This is a genomic window from Alishewanella tabrizica (genome assembly GCF_014652375.1).
In the GTDB taxonomy this organism is placed as follows: domain Bacteria; phylum Pseudomonadota; class Gammaproteobacteria; order Enterobacterales; family Alteromonadaceae; genus Alishewanella; species Alishewanella tabrizica.
Genome location: NZ_BMYR01000005.1, coordinates 170,545 through 189,043, shown reverse-complemented (window position 1 = coordinate 189,043; position 18,499 = coordinate 170,545). Strand labels below are relative to the sequence as shown.

The 18,499-nt window shown below is 45.6% G+C and carries 13 protein-coding genes and 3 tRNA genes; 12 read left to right on the top strand and 4 right to left on the bottom strand.

All coding sequences use genetic code 11. The annotated features are described in order from the left end of the window. The first annotated feature begins 46 nt into the window (after positions 1-46). On the top strand, positions 47-868 hold the full coding sequence (locus IE070_RS07555) for an alpha/beta fold hydrolase (protein WP_189482075.1): 822 nt from the start codon (positions 47-49) through the stop codon (positions 866-868). 91 nt (positions 869-959) lie between these two features. On the opposite strand, the gene murI is transcribed toward IE070_RS07555, so the two are convergent. Further along, complete coding sequence (gene murI, locus IE070_RS07550) at positions 960-1,763, bottom strand: glutamate racemase (protein WP_189482073.1); 804 nt, start codon at positions 1,761-1,763, stop codon at positions 960-962. A gap of 185 nt (positions 1,764-1,948) precedes the next feature. On the opposite strand from murI, the gene fusA reads away from it, so the two are divergent. The 5 genes from fusA to IE070_RS07525 all read left to right on the top strand — a co-directional run bounded on the left by fusA (position 1,949) and on the right by IE070_RS07525 (position 9,905). Beyond that, positions 1,949-4,048, top strand: coding sequence for an elongation factor G (gene fusA, locus IE070_RS07545; protein WP_189482071.1), 2,100 nt, complete (start codon positions 1,949-1,951; stop codon positions 4,046-4,048). 141 nt (positions 4,049-4,189) lie between these two features. Beyond that, entirely contained in the window at positions 4,190-5,650 is a 1,461-nt protein-coding gene (locus IE070_RS07540) for a circularly permuted type 2 ATP-grasp protein (protein WP_189482069.1), read from the top strand. Positions 5,651-5,653: 3 nt separating this feature from the next. Beyond that, positions 5,654-6,625, top strand: coding sequence for an alpha-E domain-containing protein (locus tag IE070_RS07535; RefSeq protein WP_189482067.1), 972 nt, complete (start codon positions 5,654-5,656; stop codon positions 6,623-6,625). Between the two features lie 23 nt (positions 6,626-6,648). After that, positions 6,649-9,033, top strand: a complete 2,385-nt coding sequence (locus IE070_RS07530) for a circularly permuted type 2 ATP-grasp protein (RefSeq protein WP_189482065.1) — start codon at positions 6,649-6,651, stop codon at positions 9,031-9,033. Beyond that, on the top strand, positions 9,030-9,905 hold the full coding sequence (locus IE070_RS07525) for a transglutaminase family protein (protein WP_189482062.1): 876 nt from the start codon (positions 9,030-9,032) through the stop codon (positions 9,903-9,905). The genes IE070_RS07530 and IE070_RS07525 overlap by 4 nt, the downstream gene beginning before the upstream one ends. A gap of 154 nt (positions 9,906-10,059) precedes the next feature. Here IE070_RS07525 and IE070_RS07520 read toward each other — a convergent pair whose 3' ends face one another. The 3 genes from IE070_RS07520 to IE070_RS07510 all read right to left on the bottom strand — a co-directional run bounded on the left by IE070_RS07520 (position 10,060) and on the right by IE070_RS07510 (position 14,333). After that, positions 10,060-10,848: a putative porin gene (locus IE070_RS07520; RefSeq protein WP_189482060.1), complete on the bottom strand. Its 789-nt coding sequence runs from the start codon at positions 10,846-10,848 to the stop codon at positions 10,060-10,062. Positions 10,849-10,961: 113 nt separating this feature from the next. Further along, positions 10,962-12,971 carry an excinuclease ABC subunit UvrB gene (gene uvrB, locus IE070_RS07515; protein WP_189482058.1) on the bottom strand — a complete coding sequence of 670 codons (2,010 nt, stop codon included), beginning with the start codon at positions 12,969-12,971 and terminating at the stop codon, positions 10,962-10,964. Positions 12,972-12,983: 12 nt separating this feature from the next. Next, the gene (locus IE070_RS07510; protein WP_229796975.1) at positions 12,984-14,333 is read right to left on the bottom strand and encodes an MATE family efflux transporter; all 1,350 of its coding nucleotides are present in this window, start codon (positions 14,331-14,333) and stop codon (positions 12,984-12,986) included. Between the two features lie 502 nt (positions 14,334-14,835). On the opposite strand from IE070_RS07510, the gene IE070_RS07505 reads away from it, so the two are divergent. The 6 genes from IE070_RS07505 to rsxB all read left to right on the top strand — a co-directional run bounded on the left by IE070_RS07505 (position 14,836) and on the right by rsxB (position 18,498). Next, positions 14,836-14,912: transfer RNA gene (locus IE070_RS07505), tRNA-Asn, on the top strand. 37 nt (positions 14,913-14,949) lie between these two features. Beyond that, positions 14,950-15,026, top strand: a tRNA-Asn gene (locus IE070_RS07500). Between the two features lie 22 nt (positions 15,027-15,048). Further along, positions 15,049-15,125: transfer RNA gene (locus IE070_RS07495), tRNA-Asn, on the top strand. 149 nt (positions 15,126-15,274) lie between these two features. Beyond that, the gene (locus IE070_RS07490) at positions 15,275-17,200 is read left to right on the top strand and encodes an EAL domain-containing protein (RefSeq protein WP_189482056.1); all 1,926 of its coding nucleotides are present in this window, start codon (positions 15,275-15,277) and stop codon (positions 17,198-17,200) included. 165 nt (positions 17,201-17,365) lie between these two features. Continuing rightward, entirely contained in the window at positions 17,366-17,950 is a 585-nt protein-coding gene (rsxA, locus tag IE070_RS07485) for an electron transport complex subunit RsxA (RefSeq protein ID WP_189482054.1), read from the top strand. Next, positions 17,947-18,498 (top strand): electron transport complex subunit RsxB, encoded by a 552-nt coding sequence (gene rsxB / locus IE070_RS07480; RefSeq protein ID WP_189482052.1) that lies wholly within the window; start codon positions 17,947-17,949, stop codon positions 18,496-18,498. The genes rsxA and rsxB overlap by 4 nt, the downstream gene beginning before the upstream one ends. The last annotated feature ends 1 nt before the right edge of the window (position 18,499 follow it).

The window sequence follows — 18,499 nt, the reverse complement described above, 5'->3', positions numbered from 1 at the left end:
TGCTAGCGATGCTAATTTGCTCACGCCAGCCACAAGGAATAAGACTATGCACTTTATCACCACCAACGATAATACCAAACTTTATGTAAAAGACTGGGGCCAAGGGCAACCTGTTATTTTAGTGCATGGCTGGCCACTGTCAGCCGACTCTTGGGATGAACACGCTATGGCCATTGCCGAAGCGGGTTTTCGGGCGATCAGCTACGACAGACGGGGTTTTGGTCGCTCGTCACAACCTTGGCAGGGTTATGACTATGACACGTTAAGTGACGATCTGGCAGCAGTTATCGAGTATGCCAATACAGAAAATGCCATCATTATTGGCTTTTCAATGGGCGGTGGCGAGGTTGCCCGTTATATGTCCCGCCATGCAGGAAAATCAGTCGTTAAAGCTGCGCTAATTGCTTCAGTGGTACCCTTTCGGTTAAAAACTGCAGATAACCCAAGTGGAACAGAGCAAGACGCTTTCGACAATACTGCTCGTGCTTTGAATAAAGATCGCGCCGCTTTTTTTACCGATTTCTTTAATACCTTTTTCGGTGTAGGCACCGCAGCTAAACCGGTAAGTAAGCAGCTATTAAAAAGCATGGCGGCGATAGCCATGCAGGGTAGCATCAAAGCTACGTTGGAATGCCTTAAGTCCTTTTCAACCACCGACTTTCGTGATGACTTGCCATATTTTAACGTGCCAACACTGATTATTCATGGCACCGAAGATAAAACCGTCCCCATCGATGCATCAGCTAGGTTAGCAGCAGAAGGCATCAACCACGCTACGCTAATCGAATACGCTGACGCCCCACATGGTCTGTTCGTTACTGATAAAGCTAAGCTGACCAAGGATATCCTGGCGTTTATTCACCAGTAATTACGCTGCTGGTGTGCCATCAACCTAGTGAAAATCAGTACTTGGAAAAAGGCTGCTGCAAATTAAAAACGTCATCAGTCTATTTTTGGCATTAAAGTGACAAAACAGGCTGCGCCGCTGGCCACAATTGCTGCAACTGCCGAGAAAACAACTCCACAGCACCGCTGGTATAAAACGTGTCTATTGTTGAATTGTTGGCTTTTGCAAGCAGATGCGAATGCATCAAGCGCCGCTGTAATTCGATTGCCACTGCATTTTCAGTGCGAATAATGGTGACATTGGGTCCGGCAATCTCACTGATCAGCGCGGCAACAAAGTTATAGTGAGTACAGCCTAAAACCAATGTGTCAGCACCTTGTTCAATTAACGGCGTGATGTAACGTGTCAGCGCATCGTGCATCTCAGGGCTTTGCAACGCCATCGCCTCAATTAACGGCACTAACTCTGGACATGGCTGTAATAGAACAGTCGCGTGCGAGGTAAATCGTTGCTGTAATGCTGAAAAAGCAGGATTTAATAAGGTTCTTGCGGTAGCCAAAACGCCCACAATGCCCGATCGCGAGGCGAGAACGGCCGGTTTTAAGCCAGGTTCAACACCAATAATAGGCACATTGAATTCTGATCTTAAGCGCGAAATCCCGGCCGTTGTTGCAGTATTACAGGCTACTACCACGGCTTTTACACCACACTTGAGCAAATGTGTTGTGATCGTTTGCATACGCCGGTAAATAGCGTCATCTTGCTTTGCACCATAGGGCGCAAACGCCGTGTCAGCCACGTAAATCAGCGATTCTTGCGGTAACTGCTGACGAATAGCTAACGCCACTGAAACGCCACCGATCCCTGAATCGAATATGCCTACTGGCGCATTTGCCGATAATACGTCTTGTGTCATGCCCTGCAGCCCACTTAAAACCGTTGCTTTGTAAAACGCTCTGACAGCTATAATAAAACATTGTCAGCCTGCTTTGACAGTGCACATAAAAAATTCGCCGCTTACTGATTTTTTTTTCGGGCAAATCAATTTAAAATCCTGTATATTGTCGCACTATTTTCAAACCCTAGCTTATAGAGACTACTATGTCAGCAGATTTATCCTTATACAGAAATATTGGTATCTTCGCGCACGTTGATGCCGGCAAAACCACCACTACCGAGCGTATCCTGAAACTGACCGGTAAAATCCATAGGTTAGGTGAAGTTCACGAAGGTGAATCAACCACTGACTTCATGGAACAAGAAGCTGAGCGTGGTATTACTATCCAGTCAGCAGCCGTAAGCTGTTTCTGGAAAGGTCACCGTTTCAACGTTATCGATACCCCGGGACACGTTGACTTCACGGTTGAAGTATACCGTTCATTAAAAGTATTAGACGGTGGTATCGGTGTTTTCTGTGGTTCTGGTGGTGTAGAGCCGCAATCAGAAACTAACTGGCGTTATGCTAACGATGCGAAAGTTTCGCGCTTAATCTTCGTTAACAAACTAGACCGTATTGGCGCTGATTTTATCCGTGTAACTGAACAGGTTAAGAAAGTTCTGGGCGCTCAGCCACTGATCATGGTTTTACCAATCGGTCGTGAAGATACTTTTGTTGGTGTAGTGGACCTGTTAACGCAAAAAGCTTATGTGTGGGATGAGACTGGCCAACCAGAAAACTACACAGTCACTGATATTCCTGCAGATATGGCTGATGATGTAGAAATGTATCGTCAACAAATGATCGAAACTGCGGTAGAGCAAGATGATGAATTATTGATGGCTTACATGGAAGGTGTAGAGCCTTCGATTGAAGATATCAAACGTTGTATCCGTAAAGGTACTCGTGATCTGGTGTTCTTCCCAACGTTCTGTGGTTCTGCCTTTAAAAACAAAGGTATGCAGTTAGTTCTGGATGCCGTAGTTGATTACTTACCGTCTCCAACTGAAGTTAATCCACAACCTTTAACCGATGAAGAAGGTAACGAAACCGGTCAGTTTGCTATCGTTTCTGCAGACGAGCCTTTCCGTGCCCTAGCGTTCAAAATCATGGATGACCGTTTCGGCGCCCTGACATTCGTGCGTATTTACTCTGGTGTATTGAACAAGGGTGACACCATCCTGAACTCATTCACCGGTAAAACTGAGCGTATCGGCCGTATGGTTGAGATGCATGCGAATGACCGTACAGACCTGACTACAGCTCAGGCAGGTGACATCATCGCTTTAGTCGGCATGAAGAACAACACGCAAACGGGCCACACCCTGTGTGATCCTAAGCATGTATGTACCTTAGAACCAATGGTATTCCCAGAGCCAGTAATCTCTATCTCTGTTACACCAAAAGATAAAGGTTCTGTTGAGAAAATGGGTATCGCTATCGGTAAAATGGTTGCAGAAGATCCAACGTTCCGTGTTGAAACTGACGTTGACTCAGGTGAAACCATCCTTAAGGGTATGGGTGAATTACACTTAGATATCAAAGTAGATATCTTAAAGCGTACTTACGGCGTTGAGTTAGTTGTTGGTCAACCACAGGTTGCTTACCGCGAAACGATTACCCGTGAAATCGAAGACAGCTACACCCACAAGAAACAATCTGGTGGTTCTGGTCAATACGGTAAAATCGATTACCGCATTCGTCCGGGCGAGCAAAACTCTGGCTTCAAGTTCGTTTCTACAGTTGTTGGTGGTAGCGTTCCAAAAGAGTTTATGCCTGCTATCGAAAAAGGTTTCGCGTCAATGATGTCAACCGGTACTTTGGCTGGCTTCCCAGTGTTAGACGTTGAAGTTGAAGTATTCGACGGTGGTTTCCACGCTGTTGACTCGTCAGCCATCGCGTTCGAAATCGCTGCGAAAGGTGCTTTCCGTCAATCTATTCCAAAGGCTGGCGCACAATTACTTGAGCCGATCATGAAAGTTGACGTGTTCACCCCAGAAGATCACGTAGGTGATGTTATCGGTGACTTAAACCGTCGTCGCGGCATGATCTCTGGTCAAGAAGCGGGCGTAACGGGCGTTCGTATCAAAGCTGACGTGCCACTATCAGAAATGTTCGGTTACATCTCTACTCTACGTACTATGACGTCAGGCCGTGGTCAGTTCTCTATGGAGTTCTCGCATTACTCACCGTGTCCGTCTAACGTATCTGAAGCAGTAATTCAGAAAGAAAAAGAAAAGAAAGCTGCTGCTGCTAAAAACTAAGCTGTAGTTGCTGTTAAAAAGCCCTGCCCGAGCAATCTGGCAGGGCTTTTTTATGCGCTTTTGGCATAACCTTTGCTCTGTCTCTACTTGTATTGCTTTAATAGCCTAATGCTATGTATTGGCTTACGCATGGAGTTGCCTATGAGCTTAGAGAATTTTACCGGTGGCCGCTATCCGCTTACGCCACATTGCTTCGATGAACTTGTTACAAATGCAGGTACGGTCAGACCCCCTGCCGGTGCAATAGCCCGTTTTATTGATAAACATGGCGCGCCAGAGCTTTTTAAACGCCAACAGCAATTAAATCAAACCATTAGCGATATGGGCGTGTGTTTTACCTTGTACTCTGAAGGGGCAAATATTGATCGTGCTTGGCCCTTAGATGTGATCCCTCGCACCATCCCCAGTTCAGAATGGCAACGCACTAGCGCAGGACTTAAACAACGACTCACCGCGCTGAATTTATTTATTGATGATCTCTATAATCAGCAAAAAATTCTTAAAGATGGCATCGTACCTGCCGACTTGGTCCTGCACTCTAAAAACTTTCTTGCACCATGTCAGGGCGTTTCGCCCCGTTATGGTGTCTGGGCCAATATTTGTGGTACCGATTTAGTGCGTGATGAGCATGGCACCTTTTTGGTGCTAGAGGACAATTTACGCGTCCCATCTGGCGTATCCTATATGCTAGAAAACCGCACGGTAATGAAACGCGTTTTTCCAGAATTATTTGCTGACTCTACCATAGTCCCTGTTGATGACTACCCTGCTCAGCTTTGGCAAATGCTGGCATCCTTATCGCCGCGCGGCGATGGTACACCACCTTGTATTGTCGTCCTCACTCCCGGCATTTATAACTCAGCCTATTTTGAGCATAGCTTTTTGGCGCAGCAAATGGGGGTTGAACTGGCCGAAAATCACGATTTTTTTGTAGAAGATGATCTCGTTTGGTTAAAAACACTGCGCGGCAAACGGCAAGTTGATGTGATTTATCGGCGTGTGGATGATATCTTTATCGATCCGCTGGCATTTCGAGCCGATTCGGTTTTGGGGATCCCGGGGTTAATCAACGTCTGGCGTAAAGGCAAGGTAGCGATTGCCAACGCACCGGGTTCTGGCGTCGCCGATGATAAAGTGATTTATGCCTTTGTGCCCAAAATCATTGAGTATTATCTTAGTGAACAACCACTCATACAGAATGTTGAAACCTATTTGTGCCAAGATCCGCTAGAGCAAAGCTATGTGCTGGCAAATTTAGATAAATTGGTGGTCAAACCCGCTAATGAATCAGGCGGCTACGGTATTATGATTGGCCCGCGTGCGACGCCGCTTGAGCGCGAACAGATGGCGGCGGCGATTAAAGCCAATCCCCGTAATTTTATTGCCCAGCCAACATTAAATTTATCAACTGCCCCCACACTTTGCGATACCGGTTTAGAGCCGCGGCACTTAGATTTAAGGCCCTTTATCTTACAAGGCGCGGAATTGTATTGTTCTACCGGAGGCTTAAGCCGTGTTGCATTGACACGTGGCTCTTTGGTCGTTAATTCCTCACAAGGGGGCGGTAGTAAAGATACCTGGATAATAAATGATGAGGGTTAAGCCATGCTAGCAAGATCAGGAGAAAATATATTCTGGTTAGGCCGCTATTTGGAGCGTTTAGATGATACCGCGAGGTTGGTAAATGCCACTAGCCATTTATTAATCGATAGCCATAAAGACACCGAATTCGGCTGGCCAGTGTTGTTAGATGTTATGGGATTGGACAGCAGCCACATCTTAATGGAGTACGGCCTAGATCCTAAAGATGCGTCGCAGTTAGCGCATATTGAACAGGCGGTAATGCAGCATTTGATCAGCAATGTAGAGAGTCCAATCTCCATTCGCACTGCTTGTAGCCAATTAAAATTTAATGCGCGCACAATCAGACAATTACTGCCGCGTGATATGTGGGAAGAATTAAATAAATTGGACAGTTTTGTACAACAGCAATGTCAGGCACTTAATGGCCGGCAGCAACGTTATCAATTAATGACTGAAATTAGTCGCCGCTGTCAAATGGTACTAGGCAGTGTTGACAGTGTGATGCTACGAGGCGACGCCTTTGATCTTTTTACGGTGGGCCGACATTTAGAGCGCGCTGATATGGTCACTCGGATCATGGATGTGATGGTATTACAAACCCTGCAGCCGAGTTTGTTAAAGCGCCCGCGTTTTCGCTGGATCTCCATTTTAAACGCCTTAGGCGGTGTAGAGTCTTATCATTATTACCTCGCGAATAATGCCACTGGTGCAGAAGCGGATGCCATCGATTATTTGTTAAGTTATGCAGACTTTCCGCGCTCAGTCAGTTATTGTTTAAACCGCGTAGCAGCATCGGCGAAAGGATTACCGGACAGCGCGGCCACGTTGCAGCATGTGCAACAATTACAGGCACTGATCAACCAACAGCCACTCACGGATTTAAGCACGGCACAGCTGCATGAACTGATCGATCAGATCCAAGCGGGGATAATCCACTTGCATCAGGTACTGGTAGGCGTAAGCCTGAGCGAACAGCAAGCTTTAACCGCCTAAAGATGTAATGGGCAGGAGACGACATGTTCACAGCAAACGGCACCCCCTTACCGTTATCGGTAACCGATTCGCCGTTGTTAACGCAATGGTTTGCTCGACAAGCCCCTTCACTGTTGGCGCATTGGTCAACTGAACTGCAACATCAATTGCGCGAAAATGGGGCGAGTGTTGAACGCTGGCATACGCCAACACGGCAACTCGATATTTTTCCATGGATCATTGATGAAGCGCAATGGCAGTGGCTGAGCAGTGGTATAAAGCAACGTCATCGTCTACTTGCGAAAATACTTGCCGACTTATATGGGCCACAACAGCTGCTTGCCCAAGGCATTATTCCTGTCGAATTGTTGTTCAATTGCCCTGATTTCTTACCTGAATGTCATGGCTTGCTGACAACACCCGAGCAATGGCTGCCCTTGTTGGCTACCGACATTGCCCCCTTAGCCGACGGTGGGTTTTGTGCCTTTGCGGATACCTGTAAAACCCCAGCAGGACTGGGGTTTGCGTTAGAACATCGACTTGCGTTAAAGCAGCACATACCTGAATTATCACAATGGCTACCTAAGCAACAATTAGCCGGCTTTTTTCGGCTGCTACAACACACTGTGCAAGGCAACGACAATAGCCTTACCGCAATATTGACGCATGGTACACGCGATGCGGCCTATTTTGAACACGCCTATTTAGCAAATTACTTAGACGTCGCCTTAGTCCAAGGTGCCGATCTTATGTACAGTGAACAGCGTATTTGGCTTAAAACACTCAGTGGCTTGAAACCGGTTGGAGCTCTGCTGCGTTATCTCGATGATCAACACACCGATCCGCTCGAACTCGAGCATGCTGCGGCAGGTATTGCCGGTTTACTGCAAAGTATTCGGCAGCAGCAAATTATGTGCGCTAATCCGCCGGGCGCAGCGTTACTTGATTCTGGGATCCTATTGCCATTTATGGAGGCAGCAGCCGAATTTTTACTAGATGCACCCTTAATATTACCCAGTGTTCCCGCATTTTGGGCACAGCAATCGGCAGTATTACCGCAAGTATTGGCCGCGCCAGATACGTTTTTTATGCATGATTTGAAAAGTGGTCAACAAGGCCGCGCCCAATGCGCATTGCTAGAGCAGTCCCCAGCAGATTATATTGTTCGTAAACAGCTCCCTTTATTACATCGACCTTGTTATAACCTGTATACCGGCTCGGTTATGTTAACTGGCACACTCCGGACGTTTAGTCTCTATCCTAGAAATGGAGAGCCGGTATTATTACCAGGCGCTTTTAGCCGTTTAGGCGAAGCCGATCACATACAATTACCGTTAATTGCGCAACTTAACCATACAGAACTCAGTAAAGATGTTTGGGTTCTCGGCAAAGATGCCATGCCTGCCGAATCATTATTACAAAGTCATTATGCTGCGCTTACCCTATCACGCGAGGCAGGCTTATTGCCTAGTCGGGTGGCAAATCATTTATTTTGGCTGGGCCGCTATAACGAGCGGCTTAATCTGTTAACCCGTGCACTGCGCGTAGCTTTGCCGCTGCTAAGCCATACCTTACCTGAACAGTACGAAACGCCATTACATTGTTTTATCGATTTTTGCCTTACCGCAAATGGTGGCGAGCCAGTGAGTCAGCAGCAGTCTGTTAGCGCAGCGTTAATACAATTATTTTCGCCAAGCCATCCGTTAAGTGTGATCGCACTGCTGAAAAATTTGGTTTATAACGCACAATCGGTGAGAGAATACTTTAGTGATGATGCTTGGTATTTGCTTGATAAATTGCAAGCCACCGTCTATCAATGGCCCGCAGAACCTGATCTGCAACAGCCCATGGCAATCATTCGTTTATTGGATGATGTGGTTATGCTGCAAACGGCGTTTTACGGCATGAACAACGAGACCATGAGTCGAACCCAAGCCTTACGCTTTATGGATATCGGCCAGCATTTAGAGCGCGCATGGCAAACTAGCTCGCTGTTAGAACGGGTATTTGTGCATACTCAACCTGATGCCAGTTTAATGGAAGCATTACTGCGAATGGCAGATACCTTAATGACCTATCGTCGGCGTTATCGCACTGCGCTTAATCCAGTAGCCATTATCGATTTATTGCTGCTCGACACCACCACACCGCGCTCAGTGGGGTATCAAATCGCTCGGCTACGCCGTCAAACAGCAGAATTACCTGATTTAACCACCGCGGATCGACAGCGTTTACCGGCATTAACTGAAAAATTAGCCAACTTAATCACGGAACTGAATGCACAGCAACTTATTACCTATCAACAACCTTCTGCTGAATTAGGTGCACATTTACAGCATATTCAACACTTATTACGGCAATTATCTGACGAGCTGTCATTGTGTTATTTTACTCATGCACACCTCAGTCGTCCTTGGTCCACCTCATGAAATATCAAATACGTCATCTAACCGAATATGTGTACCAGCAACCTGTGGCTAACAGTTATAATTTAGCCTGTTTAACACCACGATCGTTACCCTATCAAGACGTTACGTATACAGAATTGCAAATTTATCCGGCCACGGCACAGCGCAGCCACTACACAGATTATTTTGGCAATATCCGCCATTTTATTCACCTACAACCCCCGCATGAACAACTCAGTGTCATAAGCCATGCGAAGGTAACAGTAATGCCACGTGGCAATGCCGCCCGCTTAAGTAGTGGCTACACTATGCAGCAACTGGCTGATTACTTACAGCAAAGCAAAACAACAGAAGCTGTATATGCGCGCATGCTGTGCCAGCCCAGCCGGATGGTTCCCTGTACCGCAGAGACGGCAGCGCTATTACCCCCGCTGCAACGTCAAGGCCAAACAGTACTGCAATTAGCTGAGCAACTGACGCAGTATATCTATGAACATTTTATCTATACACCGGGTTTCAGTACTATTGTTACCCCACTCTCAGCCGTGTTAGCTCATCGACGGGGTGTTTGCCAAGACTTTGCACAATTGGCCATCAGTTGCCTTAGAGCGCATGGCATTCCAACACGCTACGTCAGTGGTTATTTAGAAACACAGCCAGCCCCCGGACAACCCCGTTTACAAGGCGCTGACGCCTCACATGCTTGGTTTTCGGTATTTGATCCGGCGTTGGGTTGGATTGATTTTGATCCGACAAATAACGTTCTACCTTGCCAACAGCATCTTACCATCGCGTTTGGCCGCGACTACGCGGATGTGGTGCCCTTAAAAGGCTTGGTGCAAGGTAATGGCGGGCATCAGCTACGCGTGGCTGTTGATGTGATCCCTGAGTAACCAAGTGCTATTACGTAAGCAGGGTAATAAGCATCGTAGTTGGGAACGGAAAGAGGATAACTTGCGGCAATAAAAAAGGGCCGCAAGGCGGCCCAACTTGGCAAAACAGCTTGGGAACAATCAACACCGGGAGTAAACCCGATAAAAAATGGGATTAAAAGCGGAAAGTTGCACCGACGTGATATAAATCATCACCGGTATCCACGCTATCAAAGGTTACACCAGCCTTTAAGGCTAAATTTGGCAATACATACCAGTTACCGCGCACCGTAAACGCATCCGCTTCAGGATCAAACAGACCTTTAGTGGTCCAATCGTACGCTAAACCCAGCGATACGTTCTGACCAAAATAATAATCTGCTGCCACACCAAAACGGCCTAACGAGGTTTCAGCAAGATCCATATAACTGGCTTCGACACTCATAAAGTCGCCATTGCCTAACGTCATCAGTTTTTTCGTGCTTACGCCGTATTGCGTAACGCTGCCTTCGCTATCAGGGCGTAAATGTTCAATATCTAAGGTCACTAACCACGTCGGATCGACGTAATACCCTAAACTGGTGGCTATGGCACGATCACGCGTGTTGTTAAATTCTGTCCACAGTAAGCTGGCATAAAAATTATGATTCACATCACGGTATTCACCGCCAACAGACCACGCACTTAAGCTCGATTCACCTAGTCCACCAAAATCAAACTGAGCATAATCGTATCCCACTAAAATACTGCTGCTACGGCTTAAAAAACCGGCTTCGGCTAACGGCATATTGTTCGCTGTGCTTACCGGGCTTAAATAAAACTGATGCGTTAACCCATAGTTTTTTAGTTCCGCATTAAGAATATCACCCCAACGGTAATCGAGATTGGTTTCATTCTGAAAACTGTTTGCCATCAACCCCGCAGAGCAGAGCGTTAATGCAGTAGCAAGTAAAGTACGTTTCATCTTGACCTCACAATAGTTAGTCGTTAGTGACTTAATTGAGCGCCATCTTAACGTCAGCAACTTAATGAAAACTGAACAGATCTATTCTGCAAGGTCAAAAATTAAGCAAACGATTAACTCAGTTCTAACAATAATTTCTTCAAACTTTGTACCTGGTCGCGCAGGGCCGCGGCTTGTTCAAATTCCAAATCACGCGCATGCTGCAACATTTTTTGCTCTAAGTGTTTTAGTTCTGCTTGCATTTGATAAGGCGTTCGCCCCTTCACTAAGCGTTGTTGCTCCGCTACTTGGCGGGCAATAGCCGGATTTTGTTGTGGCGTTTGCCCTAAATCCATCACATCAGCCACTTTCTTGCGGATCGCCTTGGGAGCAATGCCATGTAGTTGGTTAAAGGCCTGTTGCTTAGCGCGGCGACGATCAGTTTCATCGATAGCACGGCGCATGGAGTCGGTAATGCGATCAGCATACAAAATAGCGCGCCCCTCTAAGTTTCGCGCAGCCCGGCCTATGGTTTGGATCAATGAGCGTTCAGACCGTAAAAACCCCTCTTTATCGGCATCGAGTATGGCCACTAACGACACTTCCGGAATATCGAGACCTTCTCGCAGTAAATTAATCCCCACCAAAACATCAAACACACCAAGACGCAGATCCCGAATAATTTCCATACGTTCAACCGTATCAATATCGGAGTGTAAATAACGGACGCGGATTTGATGTTCGTGCAAGTATTCCGTTAAATCTTCTGCCATTTTTTTCGTTAACGTCGTTACCAGTACACGCTCCCCCTTTGCGGCGCGTAATATCGCTTCTGACATTAAATCGTCTACCTGACTGGTCACGGGCCGAATTTCAATTTCAGGATCGACCAACCCCGTCGGCCTGACCACTTGTTCTATTACTTCACCGGCTGAATGCGTTAATTCGTAAGCGGCGGGGGTAGCTGAAACATAGACACGTTGCGGCGCAATAATTTCAAACTCTTCAAACTTGAGTGGACGATTATCCAGCGCGGAAGGCAAACGAAAGCCATAATTAACCAAATTCTCTTTGCGAGAACGATCACCTTTGTACATGGCGCCAATTTGCGAAATAGTCACGTGTGATTCGTCAATAAACATCAAACCATCATCTGGGAAATACTCTAGCAACGTTGGCGGTGGTCCACCGGGATCTCGACCTGACAAATACCGAGAATAGTTTTCGATACCCGAGCAATACCCGAGCTCAATCATCATCTCAATATCAAATTGAGTACGCTGGGCTAAACGTTGCTCTTCTACTAATTTATTGGCAGCGAGCAGCTCACTGCGCCGTGCGGCCAGGTCTACCTTTATTTGCTCCACGGCAGATAAAATGGTTTCACGTGGGGTCACATAGTGCGTTTTAGGGTATACGGTGTAACGCGTCACGATTTTTTCAACGGCCCCTGTCAAGGGATCAAATAAGCTGATGCGTTCAATCTCTTCATCAAACAGCTCAATGCGCACCGCAATATCGTCAGATTCTGCCGGAAAAATATCAATCACTTCGCCACGAACACGATAGGTCGCACGTTCAAATGCCAAGTCATTGCGCGTATATTGCAATTCAGCTAAGCGGCGTAAAATAAAACGCTGATCAACAATATCGCCTTGCTTAAGGTGTAACAACATTTGCATGTACGATTGCGGATCGCCTAATCCATAAATGGCAGACACCGAGGCAATAATCACCACATCGCGCCTTTCCATTAACGCCTTGGTGGCCGATAACCGCATCTGTTCAATATGCTCATTTATAGAGGCATCTTTCTCAATAAAGGTATCCGTAGAAGGCACATAGGCTTCCGGTTGATAGTAATCGTAATAAGAGACAAAATATTCCACCGCGTTGTGTGGGAAAAAGGCCTTCATCTCACCGTATAACTGTGCTGCCAGCGTTTTATTGTGCGCCATAATTAATGTAGGCCGTCCTACGTTAGCAATCACATTTGCCATCGTGAAGGTTTTGCCCGAGCCCGTTACCCCAAGTAATGTTTGATGCGCTAACCCATTCGTTAGCCCTTCTACTATTTTTTTAATGGCTTCCGGTTGATCTCCGGCAGGTTGGTACTCTGAGACTAATTCAAACGCGCGTGACATAAAAACCTCAAGTTAAGCAAAACGCAAAAGCACCCGCTGATACCAAAAATACGCGGTGGCTGCGGTAAGAACATTCGCAATAATACAGCCAATAAACACACCAACAACGCCCAGTAATACGCCGCCAAGCCATGCTAAGGGCACATAACAAATAAATAAACGAAATACGCTCAGCACAACCGCTTTTGCTGGCAAATGTAGCGCATTAAAAGATGAGTTAGTTAAAATAATGATACCTTGCAATCCGTAAGCCAATGGCATGATCCAAATAAACCAGCGCAAATACGTGGCAACTTGCGGATTATCAGTAAACACCGCGGCAATTGGATAAGCTAATAGCGCCAATATGCCATAAAGCACAGCTTGCCAAATTAACACAAACCGACAGCACAGCTGATACGCATCGCGTACGCGAGCGAATTGGCCTGCACCGAAATTTTGGCTAATGACCGGAGGTAAGGTCATCGATAACGCTAAGATGACTAAACACGCCAAACTTTCAAGTCTTGCCCCAACGCCAAACGCGGCGACGGCTTCAGGCCCATATGTTGCCATTATTGCGGTTAATACAGCCATGGCAAGTGGTGTTAGCATATTAGCACCCGCTGCGGGTAAACCAATGTGTAAAATTTTACGGCTCACGGAGATAAAAAGGGTCCATGGCATTAGCCAGTGTGATATTAAGCCCCTCTTCACCTTTAACCAATACAGGATGAAAATAAACCCAGCTAACCAAGACACCACTGTAGCAATGGCCGCGCCAGTCATCCCCATTGCAGGTATGGGTCCTATTCCAAAAATTAAAATGGGATCTAATACGGCATTGACTACGCCACTACTGGCCATGACTAAACTGGGAATTTTAGTCTCACCCGCCGCCCGTAAAATGGCATTACCAATCATAGGCGTAACCAGCAGCATTGAACCTGCTAACCAGATCACCATATATTCACGGATATAACCCAAAATATCAGGCGTCGCGCCCAACAGTAAGAATATCGGATCTAATAGCCAATAACAGAGTAATGCTAAAAGCGAGACTAAGAGTACAGATAACCAGAGCGCCCCTAAACTATCATTGCGGGCATTGTCGGTTTGGCCAGAACCTAATGCCTTAGCAGTAACGGCAGAGGTACCAATACTCAGCCCTATTGCCAAACTAATTAGGGTAAAGGTAACGGGAAAAGTAAAACTGATGGCCGCTAATTGTTGCGTCCCCAACAGACTGATAAAAAACGTGTCCACTAAATTGAAACTCATTAACGTTAACATCCCTGCCATTACGGGCCAGGTTAGTCGTTTTAATAAGGGAGGCATGGCAGCCGTTAAGAGGGGATTGTCGGATATCGGTGCTGTACTCATAATGGCAACTGTTCTTAAAAGACAGCTTATTGTAGAGAAAAGCCAGACGCAGCACCATGCCTAGCCTTAAATAAGCTTTTACTGCATTTGGGCATTATCCCTTTAAAACAGTACACAAGCTCGCTTTCCAAGCGCTGGACGTGTTTTTTTTAATACAAAAAAGCTGCGCTGAACAACAAAAATCTTAAGTGTTTGATTTTAAAAGGTAAAATATTTTAATCAAAACCTATTGACCGAGAGCAAATGAAGCAGTGGCAAGGGTTAGCTGCATTCAGTAACCAGAAATCCACAGAGTTATCCACAGCTTCTGTGGGTAACTTTTTAAGGCAATAGCGGCACTTGTTGCTGGACAAATCCTGACGATTTATTCCACCGCAACTGGTTTAAAAATCCGCATTATGCTGAAACAATATGCAAGTAAGCTGTTAACGTAAAAATCCGTATGGCAAAGTGTTGACAGGTCGATTGGCTGGCATTAGTATTGCGCCCCGTTGAATGCTGTTCCCTAGTAGCTCAGTTGGTTAGAGCGGCGGACTGTTAATCCGTAGGTCACTGGTTCGAGTCCAGTCTGGGGAGCCAACAGCCAATTCGACATATAGTTAAAAAGCACCACCCTTCCCTAGTAGCTCAGTTGGTTAGAGCGGCGGACTGTTAATCCGTAGGTCACTGGTTCGAGTCCAGTCTGGGGAGCCAATTTTTTTCACCATATTTTTGTTCCCTAGTAGCTCAGTTGGTTAGAGCGGCGGACTGTTAATCCGTAGGTCACTGGTTCGAGTCCAGTCTGGGGAGCCACTTCAAATCATTACTTTCTCGTCCTGCCCAAATCAATTATCGTTAATTATTTATTTTTAACGTTTTTTTTGCTTTAATATGCAAAGCTAATCGCAGGACAATAGGCTTGACTATCGTCCAGGGACCGATAACTTTGGTAATCTAAATCCATGAAGAATTTCCGCACTTTACTTACGGCTCAATTGGTAACTGCCCTACTTTTAATTTGCTGTTTAGTGATTGCATTTCTTTTTAGTGGCAAAACGCTGTTAATCCAGCAAGAGCAGCACACCAAAACAATTATTGAACAGATCATTGCCACCCATGTTACGCCCGATGGTAAATCACTTAGTCGCCAACTAGAGCGCAGCTTTACCTTAAAAAGTTTGCAAGTAAGCCGTTTAGATGGCACCGTCTTGTTTGAACAAAACAGCACATCACACACTACGCCGTTTATCCAAACGTTGCTGCAATGGGTAGGATACACTCCACGACGCGTAAAGTTACAAGAACCTGTACAAGAGCTCTTGATAAGTTATGAGCTTGATCAAAGCGCGCTTTTAGCCACCTTACAAAGCCTACTGTTTTACTTGCTATTGCTGCCACTCTTATTCTGTGGCTTGCCCCTCGTGTTTGCTAAAAACAGCCTTCAAAAACAATACCGTGAGATCGCTCAAGCCGTAAATGAAATTATTTATGGCTTTTTAAGCCAAAGCTCTCCGGCAAAACCCAATATTAGCCAATTGCCTACTGAGTTAGCCGAAATTGGTATTGCCTTAAATAAACTGGCGCAACACACGCAGCAACAGCACACCAAAATGACTGCTGAGGCACAAAAAATAGCGGAGGAAGCTTATAAGGATCAGGTTACCGGTTTAGCCAATCGTAATCGTCTAGTTCAACTTTATGAAGAACAGATCCATGCTGCTACCGACACAGAATTCGGTATTTTTGGGATTACTCGTTGCACTGAGCTACAGAGCATAAATCAATCACGTGGATATCACGAAGGCGATCAGTATATTAAAGAAGTATCTGACATACTCAAGCGCGTTTCGGCTACCTATAAAAATAGTCAATTATTCCGGCTTAATGCCTCTGACTTTGGCATTTTATTACCTAAAGTTACCCCTAAAGAAGCAGAAAATTTTGCCTCGCAATTACAAAGCCGCTTTAACGAGTTTCAAAAACTGTCAGAACTGGATTCTGTTGCTTATACCGGTTTAGTGGGTTATGAAAATGGTAAAGCCTTAGGTGAATTATTAGCCACCGCAGATACATCGATTAGCTTAGCCCAAACCAAGCAACCAAATGCTTGGCACGTGCAAAAAGACACAAATGATCTTGAAAATGCGACAAATGGTTTTGGAAATCAGAATTGGCGAAATGTGATTGAAGACGTGCTCACGCACAATCGCTTGAGTCTGTTTTTACAAACCATCCAACCTTCGGGCCGTGCATCAAAAGCTTACTCTGAAATTCTTGTAAGATTTAAAAATCCCGCAGATGAACTTCTGCCTACGGCCTCTTTTTTAGCTATGGCTGAAAAATTAGATAAAATTATCGAAATCGATCGTTTGATCGTTGAAACCACATTAACAACGATTAAAAACCGCAGTATGTACGATCAGTATTTTGGTATTAACTTATCACCGCGCAGTGTGCATGATGATCAGTTTGTGATTTGGTTGGAGCGTCGCTTGTTAAAAGATGCCAATATTGCGAGCAAGCTGGTATTTGAAGTAAGTGAATTTGGCTTGCAACAAAATCTAAAAACCAGCAAACGATTTATTGATATGTTGCATCGTTCCGGCGCCCGAATTACCGTTGAAAAATTCGGCGTTGGGATCACCTCATTCAAGTTCTTCCGCGATCTTAAACCTGATTTTGTAAAAATGGATGGTAGCTACACGCGTCACATTGATGATGACAAAAATAATCAGTATTTTATGCGGTTAATGATTGATCTCGCACACCGTTTAGGCGTGGGTGTTTTTGCAGAGAGTGTTGAAACACAAGAAGAAAAACATATGCTTGAATCATTATTTATTGATGGGACACAAGGCTTTTATATCGGAAAACCGCAAGTGATGTAACAAACCAATCGCTGTCTGCATACGTATATTAGACGTTAAAATGTGCAACTGGCAGCAAATTGATACTTTAGGGCTGTTGCTTTGCAAAAGCCCTTTATTTTGTCCGGTTGTAACCCTGTTGCCAAGGCTGCATAATATAAGCCTCGAATGGCGAAAATTAAGTATATGACTGAATTTCTTCTGTTGCTGATAAGCACGGTTCTCGTGAATAATTTTGTCCTGGTCAAATTTCTTGGCCTGTGCCCTTTTATGGGCGTTTCTGGCAAATTAGAAACCGCTATTGGTATGTCGATGGCGACAACCTTTGTACTCACTTTAGCATCAATTTGTAGCTATTTAGTCGACAGCTATTTGTTGGCACCACTCGATTTACTGTATCTACGCACGCTAAGCTTTATTTTGGTCATTGCCGTGGTTGTTCAGTTTACTGAAATGGTTGTGCACAAAACTAGCCCAAGTCTTTATCGGTTACTCGGTATCTTTTTACCCCTTATTACCACGAATTGCGCTGTGTTAGGGGTCGCTTTACTAAACGTAAATGCACGACATAATTTTATTAATTCCGCGCTATATGGATTTGGCGCTGCAGTAGGCTTTTCTTTAGTGCTGATTTTGTTTGCCGCAACACGGGAGCGCCTGGCTGCGGCCGATGTTCCTACACCATTTAAAGGTGCCGCTATCGCGATGATTACTGCAGGATTGATGTCATTGGCATTTATGGGATTTAGTGGTCTGGTGAGAACGGTATGACATTAATGACTGCATTATTAGCGCTGGGGATCTTGGCGCTGTTGTTTGGTGCTTTACTAGGCTACTCCGCAATCCGCTTTAAGGTTGAGAGCGATCCACTCGTTGAGCAAATTGACGATATTTTGCCACAAACCCAATGTGGTCAATGTGGTTATCCTGGCTGCCGACCCTATGCCGAAGCTATCGCTAATGGCGATGAGATTAACAAATGCCCTCCAGGTGGTGAAGCTACCATCAAAAAGCTGGCTGAGTTAATGGGGGTTGAAGCCAAACCACTAAACGCTGCGCAAGAGCCTTCGATTAAGCGTGTGGCGTTTATCCGTGAAGATGAGTGCATTGGTTGCACTAAATGCATTCAAGCTTGCCCGGTCGACGCTATTTTAGGGGCGTCTAAATTGATGCACACGGTCATTGCCGATGAATGTACTGGGTGTGATCTATGTGTAGAGCCCTGTCCGGTAGATTGTATTGATATGATTCCTGTTCCTGTTACGGCGGAACGCTGGAAATGGGATTTACAAGCAATTCCCGTTAAATTGGTGGAGTAAC

Excerpts from the sequence above, each read along its gene's own strand:
- murI (WP_189482073.1), bottom strand. The coding sequence starts at position 1,763 with ATGACACAAGACGTATTATCGGCAAATGCGCCAGTAGGCATATTCGAT.
- rsxA (WP_189482054.1), top strand. The coding sequence starts at position 17,366 with ATGACTGAATTTCTTCTGTTGCTGATAAGCACGGTTCTCGTGAATAAT.
- IE070_RS07510 (WP_229796975.1), bottom strand. The coding sequence starts at position 14,333 with ATGAGTACAGCACCGATATCCGACAATCCCCTCTTAACGGCTGCCATG.
- IE070_RS07535 (WP_189482067.1), top strand. The coding sequence starts at position 5,654 with ATGCTAGCAAGATCAGGAGAAAATATATTCTGGTTAGGCCGCTATTTG.
- IE070_RS07530 (WP_189482065.1), top strand. The coding sequence starts at position 6,649 with ATGTTCACAGCAAACGGCACCCCCTTACCGTTATCGGTAACCGATTCG.
- IE070_RS07540 (WP_189482069.1), top strand. The coding sequence starts at position 4,190 with ATGAGCTTAGAGAATTTTACCGGTGGCCGCTATCCGCTTACGCCACAT.
- IE070_RS07555 (WP_189482075.1), top strand. The coding sequence starts at position 47 with ATGCACTTTATCACCACCAACGATAATACCAAACTTTATGTAAAAGAC.
- fusA (WP_189482071.1), top strand. The coding sequence starts at position 1,949 with ATGTCAGCAGATTTATCCTTATACAGAAATATTGGTATCTTCGCGCAC.
- IE070_RS07525 (WP_189482062.1), top strand. The coding sequence starts at position 9,030 with ATGAAATATCAAATACGTCATCTAACCGAATATGTGTACCAGCAACCT.
- IE070_RS07490 (WP_189482056.1), top strand. The coding sequence starts at position 15,275 with ATGAAGAATTTCCGCACTTTACTTACGGCTCAATTGGTAACTGCCCTA.
- uvrB (WP_189482058.1), bottom strand. The coding sequence starts at position 12,971 with ATGTCACGCGCGTTTGAATTAGTCTCAGAGTACCAACCTGCCGGAGAT.
- IE070_RS07520 (WP_189482060.1), bottom strand. The coding sequence starts at position 10,848 with ATGAAACGTACTTTACTTGCTACTGCATTAACGCTCTGCTCTGCGGGG.
- rsxB (WP_189482052.1), top strand. The coding sequence starts at position 17,947 with ATGACATTAATGACTGCATTATTAGCGCTGGGGATCTTGGCGCTGTTG.